The organism is Streptococcus respiraculi (assembly GCF_003595525.1).
Classification (GTDB): domain Bacteria; phylum Bacillota; class Bacilli; order Lactobacillales; family Streptococcaceae; genus Streptococcus; species Streptococcus respiraculi.
In genome coordinates this window covers 1,433,547-1,450,405 of record NZ_CP022680.1, presented here as the reverse complement: position 1 = coordinate 1,450,405, position 16,859 = coordinate 1,433,547, and the positions used below count along the sequence as shown (strand labels likewise).

15 protein-coding genes are annotated in these 16,859 nt (G+C 42.2%); 4 read left to right on the top strand and 11 right to left on the bottom strand.

All coding sequences use genetic code 11. The features are described from left to right. Positions 1–120 precede the first annotated feature (120 nt). From CHF41_RS07060 to CHF41_RS07010, 10 genes are all read right to left on the bottom strand, one after another. Positions 121–1,866, bottom strand: coding sequence for an ABC transporter ATP-binding protein (locus CHF41_RS07060; protein WP_119876613.1), 1,746 nt, complete (start codon positions 1,864–1,866; stop codon positions 121–123). Then, on the bottom strand, positions 1,853–3,601 hold the full coding sequence (locus CHF41_RS07055; RefSeq protein ID WP_119876612.1) for an ABC transporter ATP-binding protein: 1,749 nt from the start codon (positions 3,599–3,601) through the stop codon (positions 1,853–1,855). Before CHF41_RS07055 ends, CHF41_RS07060 begins: the two co-directional genes overlap by 14 nt. Before the next feature lie 159 nt (positions 3,602–3,760). Further along, positions 3,761–4,177 (bottom strand): cupin domain-containing protein, encoded by a 417-nt coding sequence (locus CHF41_RS07050; RefSeq protein ID WP_119876611.1) that lies wholly within the window; start codon positions 4,175–4,177, stop codon positions 3,761–3,763. A gap of 2 nt (positions 4,178–4,179) precedes the next feature. Beyond that, complete coding sequence (nmlR, locus tag CHF41_RS07045) at positions 4,180–4,569, bottom strand: stress response transcriptional regulator NmlR (protein ID WP_119876610.1); 390 nt, start codon at positions 4,567–4,569, stop codon at positions 4,180–4,182. Between the two features lie 360 nt (positions 4,570–4,929). Continuing rightward, positions 4,930–5,811 carry a 4-hydroxy-tetrahydrodipicolinate synthase gene (gene dapA, locus CHF41_RS07040; RefSeq protein WP_119876609.1) on the bottom strand — a complete coding sequence of 294 codons (882 nt, stop codon included), beginning with the start codon at positions 5,809–5,811 and terminating at the stop codon, positions 4,930–4,932. Positions 5,812–5,843: 32 nt separating this feature from the next. Continuing rightward, on the bottom strand, positions 5,844–6,920 hold the full coding sequence (locus tag CHF41_RS07035; protein WP_119876608.1) for an aspartate-semialdehyde dehydrogenase: 1,077 nt from the start codon (positions 6,918–6,920) through the stop codon (positions 5,844–5,846). Between the two features lie 426 nt (positions 6,921–7,346). Then, positions 7,347–8,033, bottom strand: a complete 687-nt coding sequence (locus CHF41_RS07025; RefSeq protein ID WP_240622942.1) for a DNA alkylation repair protein — start codon at positions 8,031–8,033, stop codon at positions 7,347–7,349. Next, positions 8,003–8,500, bottom strand: a complete 498-nt coding sequence (locus tag CHF41_RS07020) for a GNAT family N-acetyltransferase (RefSeq protein ID WP_119876607.1) — start codon at positions 8,498–8,500, stop codon at positions 8,003–8,005. Before CHF41_RS07020 ends, CHF41_RS07025 begins: the two co-directional genes overlap by 31 nt. Then, positions 8,497–9,111 (bottom strand): DUF5052 family protein, encoded by a 615-nt coding sequence (locus CHF41_RS07015; RefSeq protein ID WP_067089964.1) that lies wholly within the window; start codon positions 9,109–9,111, stop codon positions 8,497–8,499. The genes CHF41_RS07020 and CHF41_RS07015 overlap by 4 nt, the downstream gene beginning before the upstream one ends. 89 nt (positions 9,112–9,200) lie before the next feature. Next, a complete protein-coding gene (locus CHF41_RS07010; RefSeq protein ID WP_119876606.1) occupies positions 9,201–10,871 on the bottom strand; it encodes a formate--tetrahydrofolate ligase in 1,671 nt (556 codons plus the stop codon). A 215-nt stretch (positions 10,872–11,086) separates the two neighbouring features. Between CHF41_RS07010 and coaB the strand changes: the two genes are divergently transcribed. From coaB to CHF41_RS06990, 4 genes are all read left to right on the top strand, one after another. After that, positions 11,087–11,776: a phosphopantothenate--cysteine ligase gene (coaB, locus tag CHF41_RS07005; RefSeq protein WP_119876605.1), complete on the top strand. Its 690-nt coding sequence runs from the start codon at positions 11,087–11,089 to the stop codon at positions 11,774–11,776. 1 nt (position 11,777) lies between these two features. Continuing rightward, entirely contained in the window at positions 11,778–12,326 is a 549-nt protein-coding gene (coaC, locus tag CHF41_RS07000; RefSeq protein ID WP_119876604.1) for a phosphopantothenoylcysteine decarboxylase, read from the top strand. Further along, positions 12,313–12,882 (top strand): ECF transporter S component, encoded by a 570-nt coding sequence (locus tag CHF41_RS06995; RefSeq protein ID WP_119876603.1) that lies wholly within the window; start codon positions 12,313–12,315, stop codon positions 12,880–12,882. Before coaC ends, CHF41_RS06995 begins: the two co-directional genes overlap by 14 nt. Positions 12,883–12,970: 88 nt before the next feature. Beyond that, on the top strand, positions 12,971–14,692 hold the full coding sequence (locus tag CHF41_RS06990; protein ID WP_119876602.1) for a phospho-sugar mutase: 1,722 nt from the start codon (positions 12,971–12,973) through the stop codon (positions 14,690–14,692). A 763-nt stretch (positions 14,693–15,455) separates the two neighbouring features. Here the strand turns inward: CHF41_RS06990 and mutY are convergent. Then, complete coding sequence (gene mutY, locus CHF41_RS06985; protein WP_162911957.1) at positions 15,456–16,613, bottom strand: A/G-specific adenine glycosylase; 1,158 nt, start codon at positions 16,611–16,613, stop codon at positions 15,456–15,458. Positions 16,614–16,859 lie beyond the last annotated feature (246 nt).

Sequence of the window (16,859 nt, the reverse complement as noted above, 5' to 3'; positions counted from 1 at the left end):
ACGCTCTCTATACACATGTTACCTTTTCAACTAATCTATTCGCTATTTCCATCAAAAAACGAATGCTTCTAGAAAAAATTTTTACATTTTTTTGAAACATTCATTTCTTTTTTATTTGTTTTACGAATGAATAAGCATACCAGCTTGTAATTGATACATTTTATGATATGTACCTGCTTTTTCGAGTAGTTCTTCGTGTGTGCCACTTTCGATAATCTTGCCCTTGTCAAGAACGTAAATACAGTTAGCATCTTGAATAGTCGATAGGCGGTGAGCAATAGCAATTGTTGTACGTCCTTGACGCATTTTTTCAAGGGAATGCTGGACAATCTGCTCAGTTTCGGAGTCAATATTTGCCGTTGCCTCATCCAAAATCAAAATCTTAGGCTGAGTAGCAACTGTCCGCGCAAAAGCAAGTAATTGCCGCTGACCAGTTGAAAAACTGCTGCCACGCTCGGATACTGTAGCTTGATACCGTTCTGGTAATTTCTGAATAAATTGATCAGCATCGACAAATGCTGCAGCTGCTCGTACTTCTTCATCAGAAATATCTTGGTACATCTTGATATTAGACTCGATTGTTCCATGATAAAGGAATGGATCTTGTAAGACAAGTCCAATCTTCTTACGCAATTCTGCTTGTGAAAATTGACGAATGTCCTGTCCGTCAATCAAAACCTGACCCGATTCAAATTCATAAAAGCGCATCAAGACATTGATAATCGAAGACTTCCCAGAACCGGTTGCTCCGACAAAGGCAATCGTCTCTCCCTGCTTGACCTGAAAAGAAATGCCATCCAAAATCCGCCGTTTCCCGTCATAAGAGAAAACTACATCACGAAACTCAATCATACCTTCTTCAATCTGCGCAGCACTAGTTCCTTGAACTGGTTCAAAACCAGTCTCATCAATCAAGTCAAAAACTCGACCTGCCGATACCATAGAGGTTTGCAAAGTAGAGAAATTCTGCGTTACCTCAATCAAAGGGTCAAACAGGCGATTGACATACTGGATAAAGGCATACATGATCCCTGCTGAAATCCCGATATTGAGACCACGGAAACCAAAATAGGCCATTAAAAGTGCATAGGCGAGGAGTTTCAAGAGTGACATGGCAGGTCTTAAAAATAGGCTATCAAGAGCCATCGTGCGGTTAGCATAGGCCACATGCTCTCGGTTGATTTCCTCAAACTCTGTTTTCAAGCGCTCTTCCTGGCTAAAGGCCTGAATAATTCGAATTCCCTCTATACTTTCAGAGAGTTTGCTATTGATGTCACTTAAAAGGCTTCTAGTCTTAGCAATGACTGCGACCGATTTTTTACGGTAGAGATTGACCAAGATAAAAATGACTGGCAGCAAAAGAGCCACTAAAGCTGTTAAACGAATATCCAACATCAACATGGTGTAAAGCGTCACCGTAAAGATAAAGACCGCTGAGATAAAACTCGATAAAATCCCTGAAAACATCTCCGAAATGGCTTCGGTATCGTTGGTAATTCGAGAGACAATCGATCCAGCAGGTGTTCGATCAAAATAAGACATACCCAAACGCTCCATGTTGGAGAAGGCATCTCTACGAATGTCACGTACAATGCTATAAGACACTCTAGCGAAAAAGAGATTTCCAAAATACTGAATAATGGTCTGTAAGACATACATCAGATAGTAACCGATTAACAATATAACTGCCGTCTGATTGACATGGTTCAAATAATGGTCGATGAAATGCGAGGCAATCAGAGGAATGATATTTTTCACAATGGTTGTCAACAAGAGGAGGCCAAGAGCAAGTGCTGTCAGCCATTTATAGGGCTTTAAATAGGTCAATAAGCGTTTAAAAACAGTCCATTGGTTAGCTGTCGTCATTTGGCATTCCCTCCATTTCTAGCTGTTGTGAAGCGTAAGTTTCCGCATACCAGCCACCTTGCGCAAGCAAGTCCTCATGGCGACCACGCTCAATGATTTTTCCGTCCTGCATAACCAAAATTAAGTCCGCATGAACCACTGCTGACAGGCGGTGGGCAGAGATAATCGTTGTCTTAGCTTGTCGTGTTTCCTTGAGATTTTCGATAATCGCATGCTCCGTTTTAGCATCGACTGCCGACAAGGAATCATCTAAAATCAAAATATCTGGATTCAAAATCATGGCACGACTCATGGCAATCCGCTGTTTCTGCCCGCCTGACAAGGATACACCTTTTTCACCAATCAGCGTATAAAAGCCGTCTGGCATGGCTACAATATCTTCATAGATCTGTGATAATTTTGTCGCTTCTTCTACTCTTTCTCGTGACAGATTAGGATTACCAAAGCGAACATTTTCCAAAATCGTCGTCGCAAACAGGAATTGATCCTGCGGGACATAGCCGATTAGCTGGCGTAAATCAGATAGACGATAGTCCCGAATATCATGCCCATTGAGGTGAATATTTCCAGCTGTTACATCGTGTTCCCGCAACAGTAGTTTAATCAAGCTGGTCTTACCAGAACCAGTCTGCCCTACAAGCCCCAAGGTCTGCCCTTTTTCCAAGGCAAAATGAATAGCAGACAAGGTCGCGGATTCTCCGTAGCTGAATTGGTCCACATTATAGACCAAACGACCATTTACAGCTAGCTCGACAGGATGTGTTGACTCCTTGACGTCTGACTCTTGGTTCAAAAGACTCTGGATGCGCTCATGAGATACGCTTCCACGTTGCACCATGTTAAATAAGAACCCAACAGCCATCAATGGCCAAACCAGCATATCGAGATAGGTCACAAAAGTTACCAAATCCCCGACTGTTACTTGATTTTGCGCAATCATAAAAGCACCAATTGTCAAGGTTAGGACGTACGAAGCTCCGATAAAGAGCAAGACTAAAGGATCAAACATAACATCATATTTCATGGTGCGCATATTTTTAGCAAAGGTCATCTCGTTGACTTCCTGAAACGCCGCTACCTCTGCTTCTTGATAGCCGAAGGACTTAGTCACCTTAATCCCCGCTACGCTCTCTTGTACCTTATTATTCAACTCCGAAAAAGCTACTTGGGATTCTTTAAACGTTTCATGGGTTTTACGACCCAACTTGCTGGTTGCAAGCGCCATAAATGGTAGCGGAATTACTGCAATCAAGGTCATTTGCCAAGAAATGGTGAAAAACATGGTCACTAAGGTTACCAAAGCTGTAATCGAAGCATCAACAGCCGACATAACGCCCCCACCCGCCAAACGGGTCAAGGAGTTGATATCATTGGTCGCATGCGCCATCAAATCCCCTGTTCGGTATTTCTGATAAAAGGACGGAGACATCTTAGTAAAATGCTCAAACAGACGATAGCGAATAATTTGGCCTAAACGATAGGAGGTACCTAAAATATACATCCGCCAAATGTAGCGTAAACCATACATAGCAAAGGCTGCTAGCACTAAATACAAAAGTTGCAAAAGCAGGTCTGTCCTCGTCAAATTCCCACGTGTAATCGCATCAATAACCTGTCCCATGATTTTGGGTGGAATCAAATTTAAAACAGCAACTAAACTCAAAGAAACAATTCCAATGAGATAGCGCCGTTTTTCTTCCTTAAAAAACCACCAGAGATTTTTAATAATCGACATGAATTTCCTTTCTGTTGCTGTGCCGTTTAAGCAGGCTTTTTCTATTATAACATAAATCGAAAGAGAAGATTCATGCTGAGATTTGGCAAAATAGAACAGAGATAAAATCCTCATTTCCTCTCTGTTAATCTTTCAATCCATTAACCCTAGAAATCCCAATCATCCCTCATCTAATTTAGCATACTCATCATCACTCACAGCATCGTAAAATTCACTTTTTCCTGAAGTAATGGCAATGTGTTCAAACCAGCTATCTTTGGTCGCTCCGTGCCAGTGTTTGATTCCTTTTTCTGTCACAACGACATCTCCTGCTGTTAGCAAGCGAGCTGGCTTCCCCTCTTCTTGATACCAACCTGTTCCGCCTATTACTAAGAGAATCTGATAGCCATCTACGTGAACATGCCAGTGATTGCGACAGCCTGGCTCAAAGGTCACATTGGCAACAGCGACTTGTCCATCTGGAGCTTGCGCCAGCATCTCCAAGTAAGATTGACCCGTAAATACTGTCTGATAGGCCTCATTTTTTGCTCCCATTTTAAAGGGACTTTCTTGTCTCAATAGGTCTAAATCTACCATCTTTAGTCTCCTTTTTTAAACAGTTTTCTTTCTTTTTCCACCATGACTTTTTCATAATTGTCAATCTTATAGTCTAATCTGCTGATAGCTTTTAAGAGCTCATCAGCCTTTTTCTGTAATTTTTCGCGTTCGTCCATCAAAATCGCACGGCGTTCTTCAAGATGTTGGTCCTCTCCGTCTTGGCACAAGCTAATATAGTCAATCAAGCTCTCAACGGATATTCCAGCATTCCTAAAACAACGGACAAACTCCAATGCAGCTAAATCTTGCTTGCTAAACTCACGAATACCTGCGCTATTTCGCGGAATCTTTGGAATCAGACCAATCCGCTCATAGTAACGAATGGTATCACTAGACAAGCCGGATAACTCACTAGCTTTTTTAATATTCATCTGATCACCTCTTTCTCCACTAGTATATACCTTAGAGTGCACTCCAAGTCAAATATAATTATTTTGTCTTAATCTATTACGTCGTTAACTCGTCTTATCTAACTTCAGCTATACCTGCAACCCGTTGCCTAGTACCAGTACTGCAACAGTATCCTCCTATGTTTAAATACCTTCGGCTTATTGTATTCCAACCTGACCCAATCACTATCTTAACGTTATCAATATAACCAATTTATATGTTTTATGGTTGTAAATAGTGGGTAAGTAGGTTATTTTTGAATTTCAACAAGTATAAAACAAGGCTAAAAAGACTATAAAAAATGAAAAACTCCAAAATGTTCATTTCAGAGTTTCGGTTGTCTATTTTTCCATAACAGCGATAATCGCTTTTGCTTCTTCTTCTGTACAAGCAACAAGCGGCAAACGAAGGGGGCCTACTTCAAATCCTTGGTGATTGAGCACTGCTTTTAGGGGAGCTGGACTTGTCGTTGAAAAGAGAGCATCCACTTTCGGCAATAATTTACGCTGAATGCTTGCTGCCTCTGCCATATCTCCCTTATCCAAGGCATCAAACATGGTATAAAAATCGTCTCCATTGGTATGAGCTGCTACGCTGATTACACCTTGCGCTCCTAGAGCCTTAGCATGGAAAGCCTCCCCATCTTCACCAGTATAGACCAAGAAATCTTCAGGAGCATTCTCGACTAGATGGGAAATAGCAGCTACTCCTGTACAATCTTTAATCGCAATAATATTTGGATGTTGCGCTAAGCGTAGAGAGGTTTCTACAGTCAAACCAGCTACGGTACGCCCAGGTACATTGTAGAGCATAATCGGTAAACTGCTGGCATCCGCAATCGCCTTGTAGTGCTGATAAAGCCCTTCTTGCGTTGGTTTATTGTAGTAAGGTGTGACTGCAAGTCCTGCTGCAAATCCACCAAAGCTTGCGACCTCCCGTGCAAATTCAATCGAATCCCGCGTATCATTGGTTCCGATACCCGCAATCAGGGGCACACGACCCGCAACAATTCGCTGTACCTCTGCGAACAACTCCAACTCTTCCTCATGGGTTAAGGTCGGACTTTCTCCTGTTGTTCCAGCTAAAATCAAACCTTCCGTATGGTGTGCAAGTAAATGCTCAATCAACTTAGGCAACGCCTTAAAGTTGATACTCCCATCTTCATGAAAAGGCGTCACAAGCGCCGTAATAATGCGTGCTTTTCTCAATTCTTCTAAAGACATTGCTTTCCTCCTAAGTGATGAAACTATTTGATTTATTTTAATTCAAAAACGACTTCTTCTGTTGGACGAACCAATCCACGTTCATGCAGGGTTTCAGCGATTTGAACAGAGTTCCATGCCGCCCCCTTTAATAAGTTATCTGAGACAACCCACATATGAATCCCTTTTTCAGCATCCAAATCTTTACGGATCCGACCGACAAAAGTTTCACGTTTTCCAACAGCATTGATAGCTTGTGGGTAAATCTGATGAGCCACATCATCTTCTAATACAGCACCTGGAAAGGCTGCGATTGCTGCCTTGACTTCCTCAATCGGCGCTACTTCTTTTGTTTCAATATAAACAGATTCTGAATGGGCTGACAAGACCGGAATACGGACACAGGTCGCAGAAACTGCAATGCTGTCGTCCTCCATGATTTTCTTGGTTTCATTGGTCATTTTCATCTCTTCGTAGGTGTAATCATTGTCTGTAAAGACATCAATTTGTGGAAGAGCGTTAAATCCAATTGGGTAATGCTTTTTATCACCACCAGAAGGTAAGATATTCGCTTCGACATCTTTTGGAGCTACGCCCTCATTTAAAACCGCACGAAGTTGTGCCTGTGTTTCCAAAATCGCTCCCATACCAGCTCCAGAAACAGCTTGGTAGGTCGACACAATAATACGATTTAAGCCCCATTTTTGACGAACAGGTTCTAAGGCTACCATCATTTGAATAGTTGAACAGTTTGGACAAGCGATAATGCCCTTATGAGCATCTAAGGCATGCGCATTGACTTCTGGCACCACTAATGGTACAGCAGGATTTTGACGGAAATAGGAGGTATTATCCACCACAACTGCGCCCGCCTTAACCGCATACGGAGCATACTTAGCTGATGTGGAACCGCCTGCTGAGAAAAGGGCAATATCGACACCTTCAAAGGCATCTTCGGTTGTCTCTTCAATCGTCACATCCTGTCCTTTGAACTGCAAGACCTTACCAGCTGAACGAGCAGACGCCAAATACCGTACCTGGTCAATCGGCAAAGTTGACTCTTCCAACATCTGAATCATTTGTGCACCAACCGCACCAGTTGCACCAACAACAGCTACTGTATATCCCATAAACTACCTCTTTTTTCGAATTTTCTAAAAATTTGTCTATGCTTGTTATTATACACTTTTTTTCAGTAAATGAAAAGATGTTTACGCTAAAAAGATGAGAAAGCAGAAACAAAAAAAGACTAAGATTTCTCCTAGTCTAAGGGCACTTTCGTGTGATAAGCAGGTTCACACAACTTATCAAGGTCCGCTTCTGCGTTTTGACCTCCCTAGCGTGAAAGTGGCTACAGCCACATTCGGCTCATCGCATAGTTCTATTATAGCAGATTTTACCGCTAATGCAAATTTTTCTTTCTTTTGTTCATGAATGGCAGTCTCTATCAGCTATTCCAGCAGCTGAATAACAACTTCAACCGTATCTCCTGCATCTTTTTCAATTTTCTGGCGAATCTTTTTTGGGCTGCCAATAATATAACAGATATTGCCGTTTTATATATACTTACTTGCTTCACGAATGCTGAGAGGCGCCATTTTCGCCTCATACTTAGCAAGGAACTCCCTCACCCAAGCTGGATTCACTTTGGAATAATCTCGTAGACTCCAACCAATCGCTTTAGTGATGAAAAACTCTGTTTGACCGAGATTGTTGACCACTATTTGCTCTAACAACTCCGTATCTGTATCTTGCTTGCGCAATAGTTGATGATCAATCGCCACCCTACGCAGCCAAATATTATCAGAAACACTCCAGTCTAGTAAAACAGACTTGGCTTTGGGATAGGAAAACGCAATCTCCCCTGCAATTCTATCTAGTCCATCGACTGAGTCCCACCATGAATGCGTTGTAATCAAGGATTCCAAGCGTGGCAAATCCTCTGGTGTCAACTTTCGTTTATTCATAGTGAGGTAATCAATTACTGTATAATGAATTTCACGATAAGGATTAGCCCATGCCTGCTCGACAAAGTTCCAATCAATAGGATTCTTCTGATAAGGCTTAAAAAATTCCTTGCTGATTTTCCTGCGTAAGCCAGCTCTCACACCTAAAAAAAGAAATTGGTTGCGAAGGTAGGTCGTCATTTTCTCTGCCTCTTCGGCAGACGCAACTGCCTTCAATTGGTCTTGAAGTTCTTCTACCCGCCTCCTTATTCCTCCAATAAACTCTTTTGTAACCAAACAATATCATGCCATTTGTCAAATTTGTAGCCAACCTTTTTAAAATGCGCCACCTGCACATACCCACATTTCTTATGAAAGGCCATACTGGCATCATTGGGCAGGGAAATGCAGACTACAAAGTTCTTAAAACCACGCTGGGTCAATTCACTCTCCAAAGCATCGTACAAAGCGCTCCCCACGCCTGAACCACGCTTCTCTTCATCCAGATAAATCGTTAATTCTGCCGTCCAATCGTAAGCCGATTTATCGTAGTAGGTGGAGGCGTAGGCATAACCTACCACAGAGGTATTTTCTTCTACAACTAGAAAGGGATAGCGCTCCGTAATATGCGTGATTTTCTGTTCAAAATCCGCCACACTCGGTACTTCCAAATCAAAGGTAATGGCTGTTTTCTCTACATAAGGCGCATAGATTGCTCGAATAGCTGCCGCATCGGTCGTCTGTGCAGTGCGAATTAGCATCATCTCTCCAACAACTCCCTGTCATAAATGGTGTAGTCACAACGATAAATAATCAAGCGTTTGCCATCAATTAGCAGTTCTGAAGTCTTTGGTGCATCAGAAGCGTATAAAGAAACCTTATTTCCTGCATAGGTTGCAAGCGGAGTACCATTTTGTGAACGAATCAAAATCACTTTTGCTTTTCCAGTAAAGTCGTTTTTAAATTTCGAAACCATACGATTGAGAATTGGAACTGCTGCCTGCTGATCGTCTGCGGTCGCATTCTTTTGGTATTTCAAGAAAATATCTTCTAAGCCATCTTCTACTGCAATCAAGGATGATCCCACGTGGTCAATTTCGTATTTGCCCAAGGTGATTTTCAAAACGGAACTATCTCCCTTTGAATTGCCTTCACTATCCACTGAATCAAACTCTTCATTTCGAGCAATGGATAAGGATTTCCCAGACATTTGATCAATCAGTTGTGAATTTTCATCATAGGTCCGTACTGTCATATCTAGTCCAATCCACTCTGCCTTGGTATTTTTCCACCAGTTCTGAATAGACTGACAGCCTGCCAATACACCGACCGATAAGCTGAGTACAAGAGCTATTTTCAACCATTTCTTTTTCATGTTTTTATTTCCTCCTTTATCTAAAGTATTATACCAAAAAACTGGAGAAAATCCCCAGTTTTACGATAAAATATGATTGGTAACGGCTTTTAAAAGAGTCCAATTGCAGTTCCGTCTTCTGCCACGTCCATGTTCAGAGCCGCAGGCAGTTTCGGTAGACCCGGCATGGTCATGACATCTCCTGTCAGAGCGACAATGAAGCCTGCTCCCAGTTTTGGTACGAATTCACGAATCGTGATGTCAAAGTTTTCAGGGGCACCGAGAGCAGTTGGATCATCTGAAAAACTGTACTGGGTTTTCGCCATACAAACAGGCAACTTGTCCCAGCCGTGCTTAGCAAATTCACCCAATTGCGTGCGGGCTTTCTTTTCAAAGACAAGCCCCTTACCACCATAGATTTCTGTCACGATTCTAGTAATTTTTGTTTCCAAGCTATCATCTGCCTGATAAAGACGTTTATACTTGGCAGGTTGTGCTTCGATCGTTTTGACGAGAGTTTCAGCCAAGTCCACACCACCTGTTGCACCATTTGCCCAGACACTTGTCAGTTCAACAGGAACAGAAATTTTTGCACAGAGTTCTTTCAAAGCTGCAATTTCTGCTGGGGTATCTGTGACAAATTCGTTAATGGCAACAACTGCTGGAATACCATATTTTTTCACGTTTTCAACATGGCGTTTGAGATTGGCAAAGCCTGCCTCCACCGCCGCTACATTTTCTTCTGAAAGATGTTCTTTTGCTACACCGCCATGCATCTTAAGCGCTCTGAGAGTTGCCACAATCACAACAGCATCGGGTGCTTTTGGTAGATTGGGTGTTTTGATGTCGAGGAATTTTTCCGCACCGAGATCTGCACCAAACCCTGCTTCGGTCACCACATAATCTGCCAAGCGAAGAGCCGTTGAGGTCGCTAAAACAGAGTTACAGCCATGAGCAATATTTGCAAAAGGACCTCCGTGTACAAAGGCAGGCGTACCATAAATCGTCTGCACAAGATTTGGTTTCAAGGCTTCTTTCAAGAGAAGGGTTAGTGCACCTTCTACCGCCAAATCTCTGACATAGACAGGACTGCGGTCAAAACGATAGCCAATCACGATGCTTGCCAAGCGCTCTTTCAAGTCGTTCAAGTCCGTTGCAAGGCACAAAATAGCCATGATTTCAGAAGCCACCGTAATGTCAAAGCCATCCTCACGTGGAACACCATTCAAAGGACCACCCAGACCGACTGTTACCTTGCGTAAAGCTCGATCATTTAAGTCTACCACGCGCTTCCAGATAATCCGCCGCTGGTCAATCCCCAAGCTATTTCCTTGGTGAATATGGTTGTCAATCAAGGCAGAGAGGGCATTATTTGCGGTGGTAATGGCGTGCATATCCCCTGTAAAATGTAGGTTGATGTCCTCCATAGGCAAAACCTGAGCGTAGCCACCGCCTGCAGCACCGCCCTTGATTCCCATAACTGGACCTAAAGACGGCTCACGAAGAGCAATCATGGTTTTCTTTCCGATTTTAGATAAGGCATCTGCTAGACCGATGGTCACCGTTGACTTACCCTCTCCAGCAGGCGTTGGATTGATTGCCGTTACTAAAATCAGCTTGCCGAGCTCATTTTCTTTCACGGCTTCAATCTTGTCAAAGGCTAATTTAGCCTTGTATTTTCCATATAATTCCAAATCATCGTAAGTAATGCTAACTTTTTCGACCACATCTACAATCGGCTGTAACACTACACTTTGTGCAATTTCAATATCTGTTTTCATAGCAACCCTCACTCTTTTTATTGAAAATAGTATATCAGAATTTTTATGAAAACGCACGTTTTTCTTATATATTATTTTTAATATACGGATTTTACTCATTTTTAGAACAATATTTCAAAAATCATTCAGTTTATTAGTTATCTTCCCTTTCTGCTTCAAGAAACAACGCATTCCTAAAACTTTACCTAAAGCAGATTTTCTAGTACAATAAAAGCATGAAAATTTTGATTACCTCTGGCGGAACGAGTGAAGCGATTGACCGTGTCCGCTCTATTACTAATCACGCTACGGGACATTTAGGAAAAATTATCGCTGAAAAATGCCTAGCTGCCCATCTTGACGTGACCCTTGTTACCACCAAGACCGCCATAAAGCCGCAACCGCAGAATGGTCTGACCATTGTAGAAATCACAAATGTAGCAAGTCTAGTCAGTACACTAGAAGGGCTTGTTCCCCAGCACGACGCCATCATTCATAGCATGGCTGTCTCTGACTACAGCCCTGTTTACATGACAGGACTTGAGCAAGTAAAGGCTGCGTCAAATATTGAAAGCCTGCTAGATGAGACCAATGCCGAGGGAAAGATTTCGTCAAACGATGACTACCAAGTTCTCTTTCTCAAAAAGACCCCAAAGGTGATTTCTTTTATCAAACAATGGAAACCAGACATCCAGCTGATCGGCTTTAAACTCTTAGTCAATGTTTCCAAGGAAGAACTCTTTCAAGTGGCACGCGCTAGTCTCGTGAAAAATCAAGCAGACTACATCTTAGCCAACGATTTAGCGGATATTAGTCCGACTAAACACGGTGCCTATCTCGTTGATAGAGAACATGTCTATCCCGCTCAGACAAAAAATGAAATTGCAGATTTAATCCTCGAAAAAGTATTGGAGAAAAAGAAATAGTATGGCACATATCACCCTTGCCGTTACCGGCTCTATATCCGCTTATAAAGCCGCTGATTTAACAAGCCAACTAGGAAAAATCGGCCACTCCGTCACGGTCCTAATGACTACTGCTGCCACCCAATTTATCACCCCGCTGACCTTACAAGCTTTATCCAAAAATGTGGTGCATACCGATGTGATGACTGAGGAAGACCCTAGCTCGATTAAGCATATTGACATTGCTAAGCAGACCGACTTGTTTCTAGTCGCGCCTGCTTCTGCCCAGACGATTGCCAAACTCTCTTATGGCTTTGCTGACAACATTGTTACTGCTGTTGCCCTAGCCTTGCCTAGCACTACACCCAAGTTGATTGCGCCAGCCATGAATACAAATATGTACCTCAATCCTGCTACCCAGGAAAACCTCAAACGATTGCAGAGTTATGGCTTTGAGGAAATTTCACCGAGAGAATCCTTACTGGCTTGTGGTGATGTCGGAGTTGGCGCCCTTGCAGATATTGATATTATTTTAGAGAAAGTGAGTGAGACGCTTCATGAGACAAACTAAATCAACCCAAGTTGCAACCTTGGCTATCTTTTTTGCGGTGATGATTGTCATTGACATTCTTAGCTCTGTCATCTTTAACCTCTTTCCTGTCCCAATCAAGCCAACGATTGTTCATATCCCTGTTATCGTGGCTTCTATCCTTTACGGACCAAAGATTGGGGCTACACTAGGAGGAATGATGGGCATTTTAAGTGTTGTTCATAATACAATTATGCTCTTACCAACCAGCTATCTTTTCTCTCCTTTTGTTGCCAATGGACAATGGTATTCTTTGGTTGTTGCTATCCTTCCTCGTATATTGATTGGGGTAACGCCATACTTTATCTATTGCCTATCACAAAAGCGGGTAGGACTATTAATCGCTGGTGCAATTGGTTCTATGACCAATACAGTCTTTGTTCTTGGAAGTATCTTCTTCCTATTTTCTTCCGTCTATAATGGAAATATTCAAAAGATGTTAGCCACGATTATCGGAACAAATTCAATCGCTGAAATGCTCATTGCAGCCTTTCTAACAGCAGCCATCGTACCCACTCTGCAAAAAGCAAAAAAATAATCAGAAAATCACGTGAAAGCGTGCTTTTTCTTTTCAAAAATGATATAATGAAAGCGGTTAATAGAATATTTAAAAAAGGAGAACTACAATGACATATCAAGAACACTATCAAGCATGGCTCAACTATGCAGAGCTTCCTGACTATCTACAGGAAGACTTGCGTAGCATGGATGAGAAAACTAAAGAAGATGCCTTTTATACATCTCTTGAATTTGGAACAGCTGGTATGCGCGGATTGATTGGTGCTGGTACTAACCGCATCAACATTTACGTAGTTCGTCAAGCTACTGAGGGCTTGGCTCGTCTCATCGAGTCAAAAGGTCAAGAAGCCAAAGCCAGAGGGGTTGCCATTGCCTACGATTCACGCCACTTCTCCCAAGAATTTGCCTTTGATTCGGCCCGCGTACTAGCTGAACACGGTATTAAAGCCTATGTTTTTGAAGAATTGCGCCCAACACCTGAGCTGTCTTTTGCTGTTCGTCATCTCCAAACAGTTGCTGGAATCATGATTACCGCTAGCCACAACCCTGCACCTTACAACGGTTATAAAGTATATGGCGAAGATGGTGGTCAAATGCCTCCTGCAGATGCCGATGCTTTGACAGACTACATCCGCGAAATCACTGACCCGTTTGCCGTTGCTGTAGCTGACTTAGAGGCAGCAAAAGAAAGTGGTCTTATCGAAGTGATTGGTGAAGTAGTTGATTGCGAATACCTCAAAGAAATCAAGGATGTGAATATCAACCAAGACCTCATCAACGAATATGGTCGCGATATGAAGATTGTCTTTACACCGCTTCATGGTACTGGTGAAATGTTGGCTCGTCGTGCCTTGGCTCAAGCTGGATTTAAATCTGTCCAAGTCGTAGAAAGTCAAGCAAGTCCAGACCCAAACTTCTCAACCGTCAAATCACCAAACCCAGAAAGTCAATCTGCCTTTGCTCTTGCAGAAGAATTAGGCCGTCAAGTGGACGCCGATGTATTGGTCGCAACAGACCCAGATGCTGACCGCTTAGGTGTAGAAATCCGTCAAGCAGACGGCAGCTACCGTAACCTTTCTGGTAACCAAATCGGAGCTCTCATCGCTAAATATATCTTGGAAGCCCACAAACAAGCAGGAACGTTACCAGCTAATGCAGCCCTTGCGAAATCAATCGTATCTACTGAGCTTGTAACCAAGATTGCTGAAAGCTACGGCGCTACCATGTTCAACGTCTTAACTGGTTTCAAATTCATCGCAGAGAAAATTCAAGAATTTGAAGAAAAACATAACCACACCTACATGTTTGGTTTCGAAGAAAGTTTTGGCTACCTTATCAAGCCATTCGTTCGTGACAAGGACGCAATCCAGGCAGTTCTGATTGTTGCAGAAATCGCTGCCTACTACCGCTCTAAAGGTTTGACCTTGGCTGACGGTATCGACCAAATTTTTGCAGAATACGGCTACTACGCAGAGAAAACCATTTCTGTTACCCTATCAGGTGTCGACGGAAAAGCCGAAATCAAAAAAATCATGGATAAATTCCGTGGCAATGCTCCAACCCAATTCAACCAAACAGACATTGCTTTGCTAGAAGATTTCCAAGAACAAACCGCAACCGACAAAGACGGCAATGTGGCAAGTTTGACCACTCCACCGAGCAACGTCTTGAAATATACCTTGACAGACGATTCTTGGTTTGCTGTTCGTCCGTCTGGAACAGAACCAAAAATCAAGTTCTACATCGCGACAGTTGGCACAGACATGCAAGATGCAGAAAACAAAATTGCTGCAATTGAGGCTGAAATCAACGCATTCGTGAAAGAATAATAAATGCAAAAAGCAATTCCTTTTAGGGATTGCTTTTTTAGAATGCTATCGTTTCACAACAGAAAAAAGGCGTATACACCTCTTTTTCTATCTATCAAATAAGGAAAAGTCTACCAGCAAGGAAGTGATTATTTTGGAAAATAAGATAGTGTGTTGTGTTACGTGTTCGTTAGCTACCCTAACAAGTTCATACTTACCTACACTTATCTATTTAGATTACAAACCGATTTCTACAGTTCGTTCAATAATTTCATTTTTATACATACACTGTAATCAATATAGGGCAGCTTGATTTGTGCAATTTGAGTTCGAGAAGGAAACTCAATTTAGATATTAATAAAACATGGTAGACTTTTCCTCTTACTTCCTCTCCTTAGAGAAGAATTTGTAAGCAAATGAATCAATGCTCCTTTCATAAGATACGAGAGCGTTAAAAAAGCGAATGAAAATTAGGAAACATGACGAAGAAGCAAACCTTCTAGGAATGTTTATCTATTTTCCGAGCTTTTAGCTCGAATTCAATTACGCAAGATACGAGAGCGTTAAGCAACTCCTGGAAATCGAAGCAGGTTAGCTTGCAACCAATGAGATTTATCCCTAAAGGGAGCCTCAGCTGTAACCAACTAAAGTTGGAACATCTGCGTCTCTTTTTTCCGAGCTTTTAGCCCGAATTCAATTTCATTTTCGTTCACCATTATCATATCACTTTTGTAAAACGCTTTCAAGCATTTATATGCTCTGATAGGAAGGATTTTTTTGTAGCTTATTTCAAACCTTGTTTTCCTGCCAAGTAGCTATCCCACATCTTTTGTTGTGGTTTAGCAAAAGGGTAGCGATGAAAATCTTCGACTGCAACCCACTGTACTTCTCGGTCTGTTTGAAATTCTGCGCTTGAAGTACGTCCTTCTAAAAGCTCGATCTGCCATTTACGGTGGCTAAAGATATGCTGAACTGGCGAAAATTCATCTGCCTGCCATTCGACTGCTAGTGGATAAAGCTTACAAAATTCCTTGCGAACATCGATTTGTGGACCGTCTTCTGCCACCTCAAACAAAGACACTTGCGGAGGCACGACAGCTCCTTTTTCTAATAAGGGAAAGGACCAGAATCCTGCCAATAAATTGGACTGCTGATTTTTTTCTAGCAGAAACTCATTTTTTTCATTGCGGATAATAAAGGCTTGATAAGCAACTGGTCGAGGCTTTTTCTTGGGTGCCTTTATTGGATATTTGTCCATTGTACCATTAAGATACGCTGCGCTGAACTCCTTGACAGGACTGTCTTCTGGGTGTGGATTGACAGGTGATTCGATATCTGATCCTAAATCCATAAGAGCTTGGTTAAAATCTCCAGGTCGGTCTAGGTCAATCAATTCTTCCATGATAGCCTGAAAAATTTTGCGGTTGCCTGGTACACCAATGTCATAATCTACCTCGAACAAACGGCTCATCACCCGCATGACGTTTCCGTCAACAGCTGGCTCTGGTAAATCAAAGGCGATGCTGGCAATCGCACCTGCAGTATAAGGACCAATACCTTTAAGACTGGCAATTTCTGCATAAGTTTTTGGGAAAGCTCCGTCAAAATCCGCTACCATTTGTTGGGCAGCTTGCTGCATATTGCGCACCCGTGAGTAATAGCCTAGCCCCTCCCAAAGTTTTAAGATTACTTCTTCTTTTGCTTCTGCTAAGTCGCGAATGGTCGGCAAATGATACAAAAAGCGCTCATAATAAGGTTTTACCGTATCGACCCGCGTCTGCTGGAGCATAATTTCAGAGACCCAAATGGCATACGGGTCTTTAGTACGCCGCCAAGGTAAATCACGCTTATGAGCATCGTACCAGTCCAGCAGAGCCTTTCTAAAGGCTACTATCTTATCTTGTGGCCACATTTCAATGCCGTATTTCTCAAAATCAAACATATAACCAGTATACCACAAATACGTCCTATCCTTCTAGCTCCTAATCTGATATCTTCAGTCAATTTTAGGAACCTGTATTCATAAGCAATCGGGAGCTTATTTTACGATAATCTAGGCGCTTTTTTGAAGGAATACTGCCTGTATTTCGAAAAAAAGCAACGATGAGTAGCGAAAATTAAGCCCTGAATAGTGTTGCTGAGCTGTGAATACAGATTTTAAAGTCTGGATGTTGAAAAAAGAAAAGAC

What these genes read in the sequence shown, in the direction of transcription:
- CHF41_RS07035 (WP_119876608.1), bottom strand. Translation starts at nt 6,920, where the DNA reads ATGGGATATACAGTAGCTGTTGTTGGTGCAACTGGTGCGGTTGGTGCA.
- coaC (WP_119876604.1), top strand. Translation starts at nt 11,778, where the DNA reads ATGGCACATATCACCCTTGCCGTTACCGGCTCTATATCCGCTTATAAA.
- CHF41_RS06995 (WP_119876603.1), top strand. Translation starts at nt 12,313, where the DNA reads ATGAGACAAACTAAATCAACCCAAGTTGCAACCTTGGCTATCTTTTTT.
- CHF41_RS07055 (WP_119876612.1), bottom strand. Translation starts at nt 3,601, where the DNA reads ATGTCGATTATTAAAAATCTCTGGTGGTTTTTTAAGGAAGAAAAACGG.
- CHF41_RS06990 (WP_119876602.1), top strand. Translation starts at nt 12,971, where the DNA reads ATGACATATCAAGAACACTATCAAGCATGGCTCAACTATGCAGAGCTT.
- coaB (WP_119876605.1), top strand. Translation starts at nt 11,087, where the DNA reads ATGAAAATTTTGATTACCTCTGGCGGAACGAGTGAAGCGATTGACCGT.
- mutY (WP_162911957.1), bottom strand. Translation starts at nt 16,613, where the DNA reads ATGTTTGATTTTGAGAAATACGGCATTGAAATGTGGCCACAAGATAAG.
- nmlR (WP_119876610.1), bottom strand. Translation starts at nt 4,569, where the DNA reads ATGAATATTAAAAAAGCTAGTGAGTTATCCGGCTTGTCTAGTGATACC.
- CHF41_RS07020 (WP_119876607.1), bottom strand. Translation starts at nt 8,500, where the DNA reads ATGATGCTAATTCGCACTGCACAGACGACCGATGCGGCAGCTATTCGA.
- dapA (WP_119876609.1), bottom strand. Translation starts at nt 5,811, where the DNA reads ATGTCTTTAGAAGAATTGAGAAAAGCACGCATTATTACGGCGCTTGTG.
- CHF41_RS07060 (WP_119876613.1), bottom strand. Translation starts at nt 1,866, where the DNA reads ATGACGACAGCTAACCAATGGACTGTTTTTAAACGCTTATTGACCTAT.
- CHF41_RS07050 (WP_119876611.1), bottom strand. Translation starts at nt 4,177, where the DNA reads ATGGTAGATTTAGACCTATTGAGACAAGAAAGTCCCTTTAAAATGGGA.
- CHF41_RS07015 (WP_067089964.1), bottom strand. Translation starts at nt 9,111, where the DNA reads ATGAAAAAGAAATGGTTGAAAATAGCTCTTGTACTCAGCTTATCGGTC.
- CHF41_RS07010 (WP_119876606.1), bottom strand. Translation starts at nt 10,871, where the DNA reads ATGAAAACAGATATTGAAATTGCACAAAGTGTAGTGTTACAGCCGATT.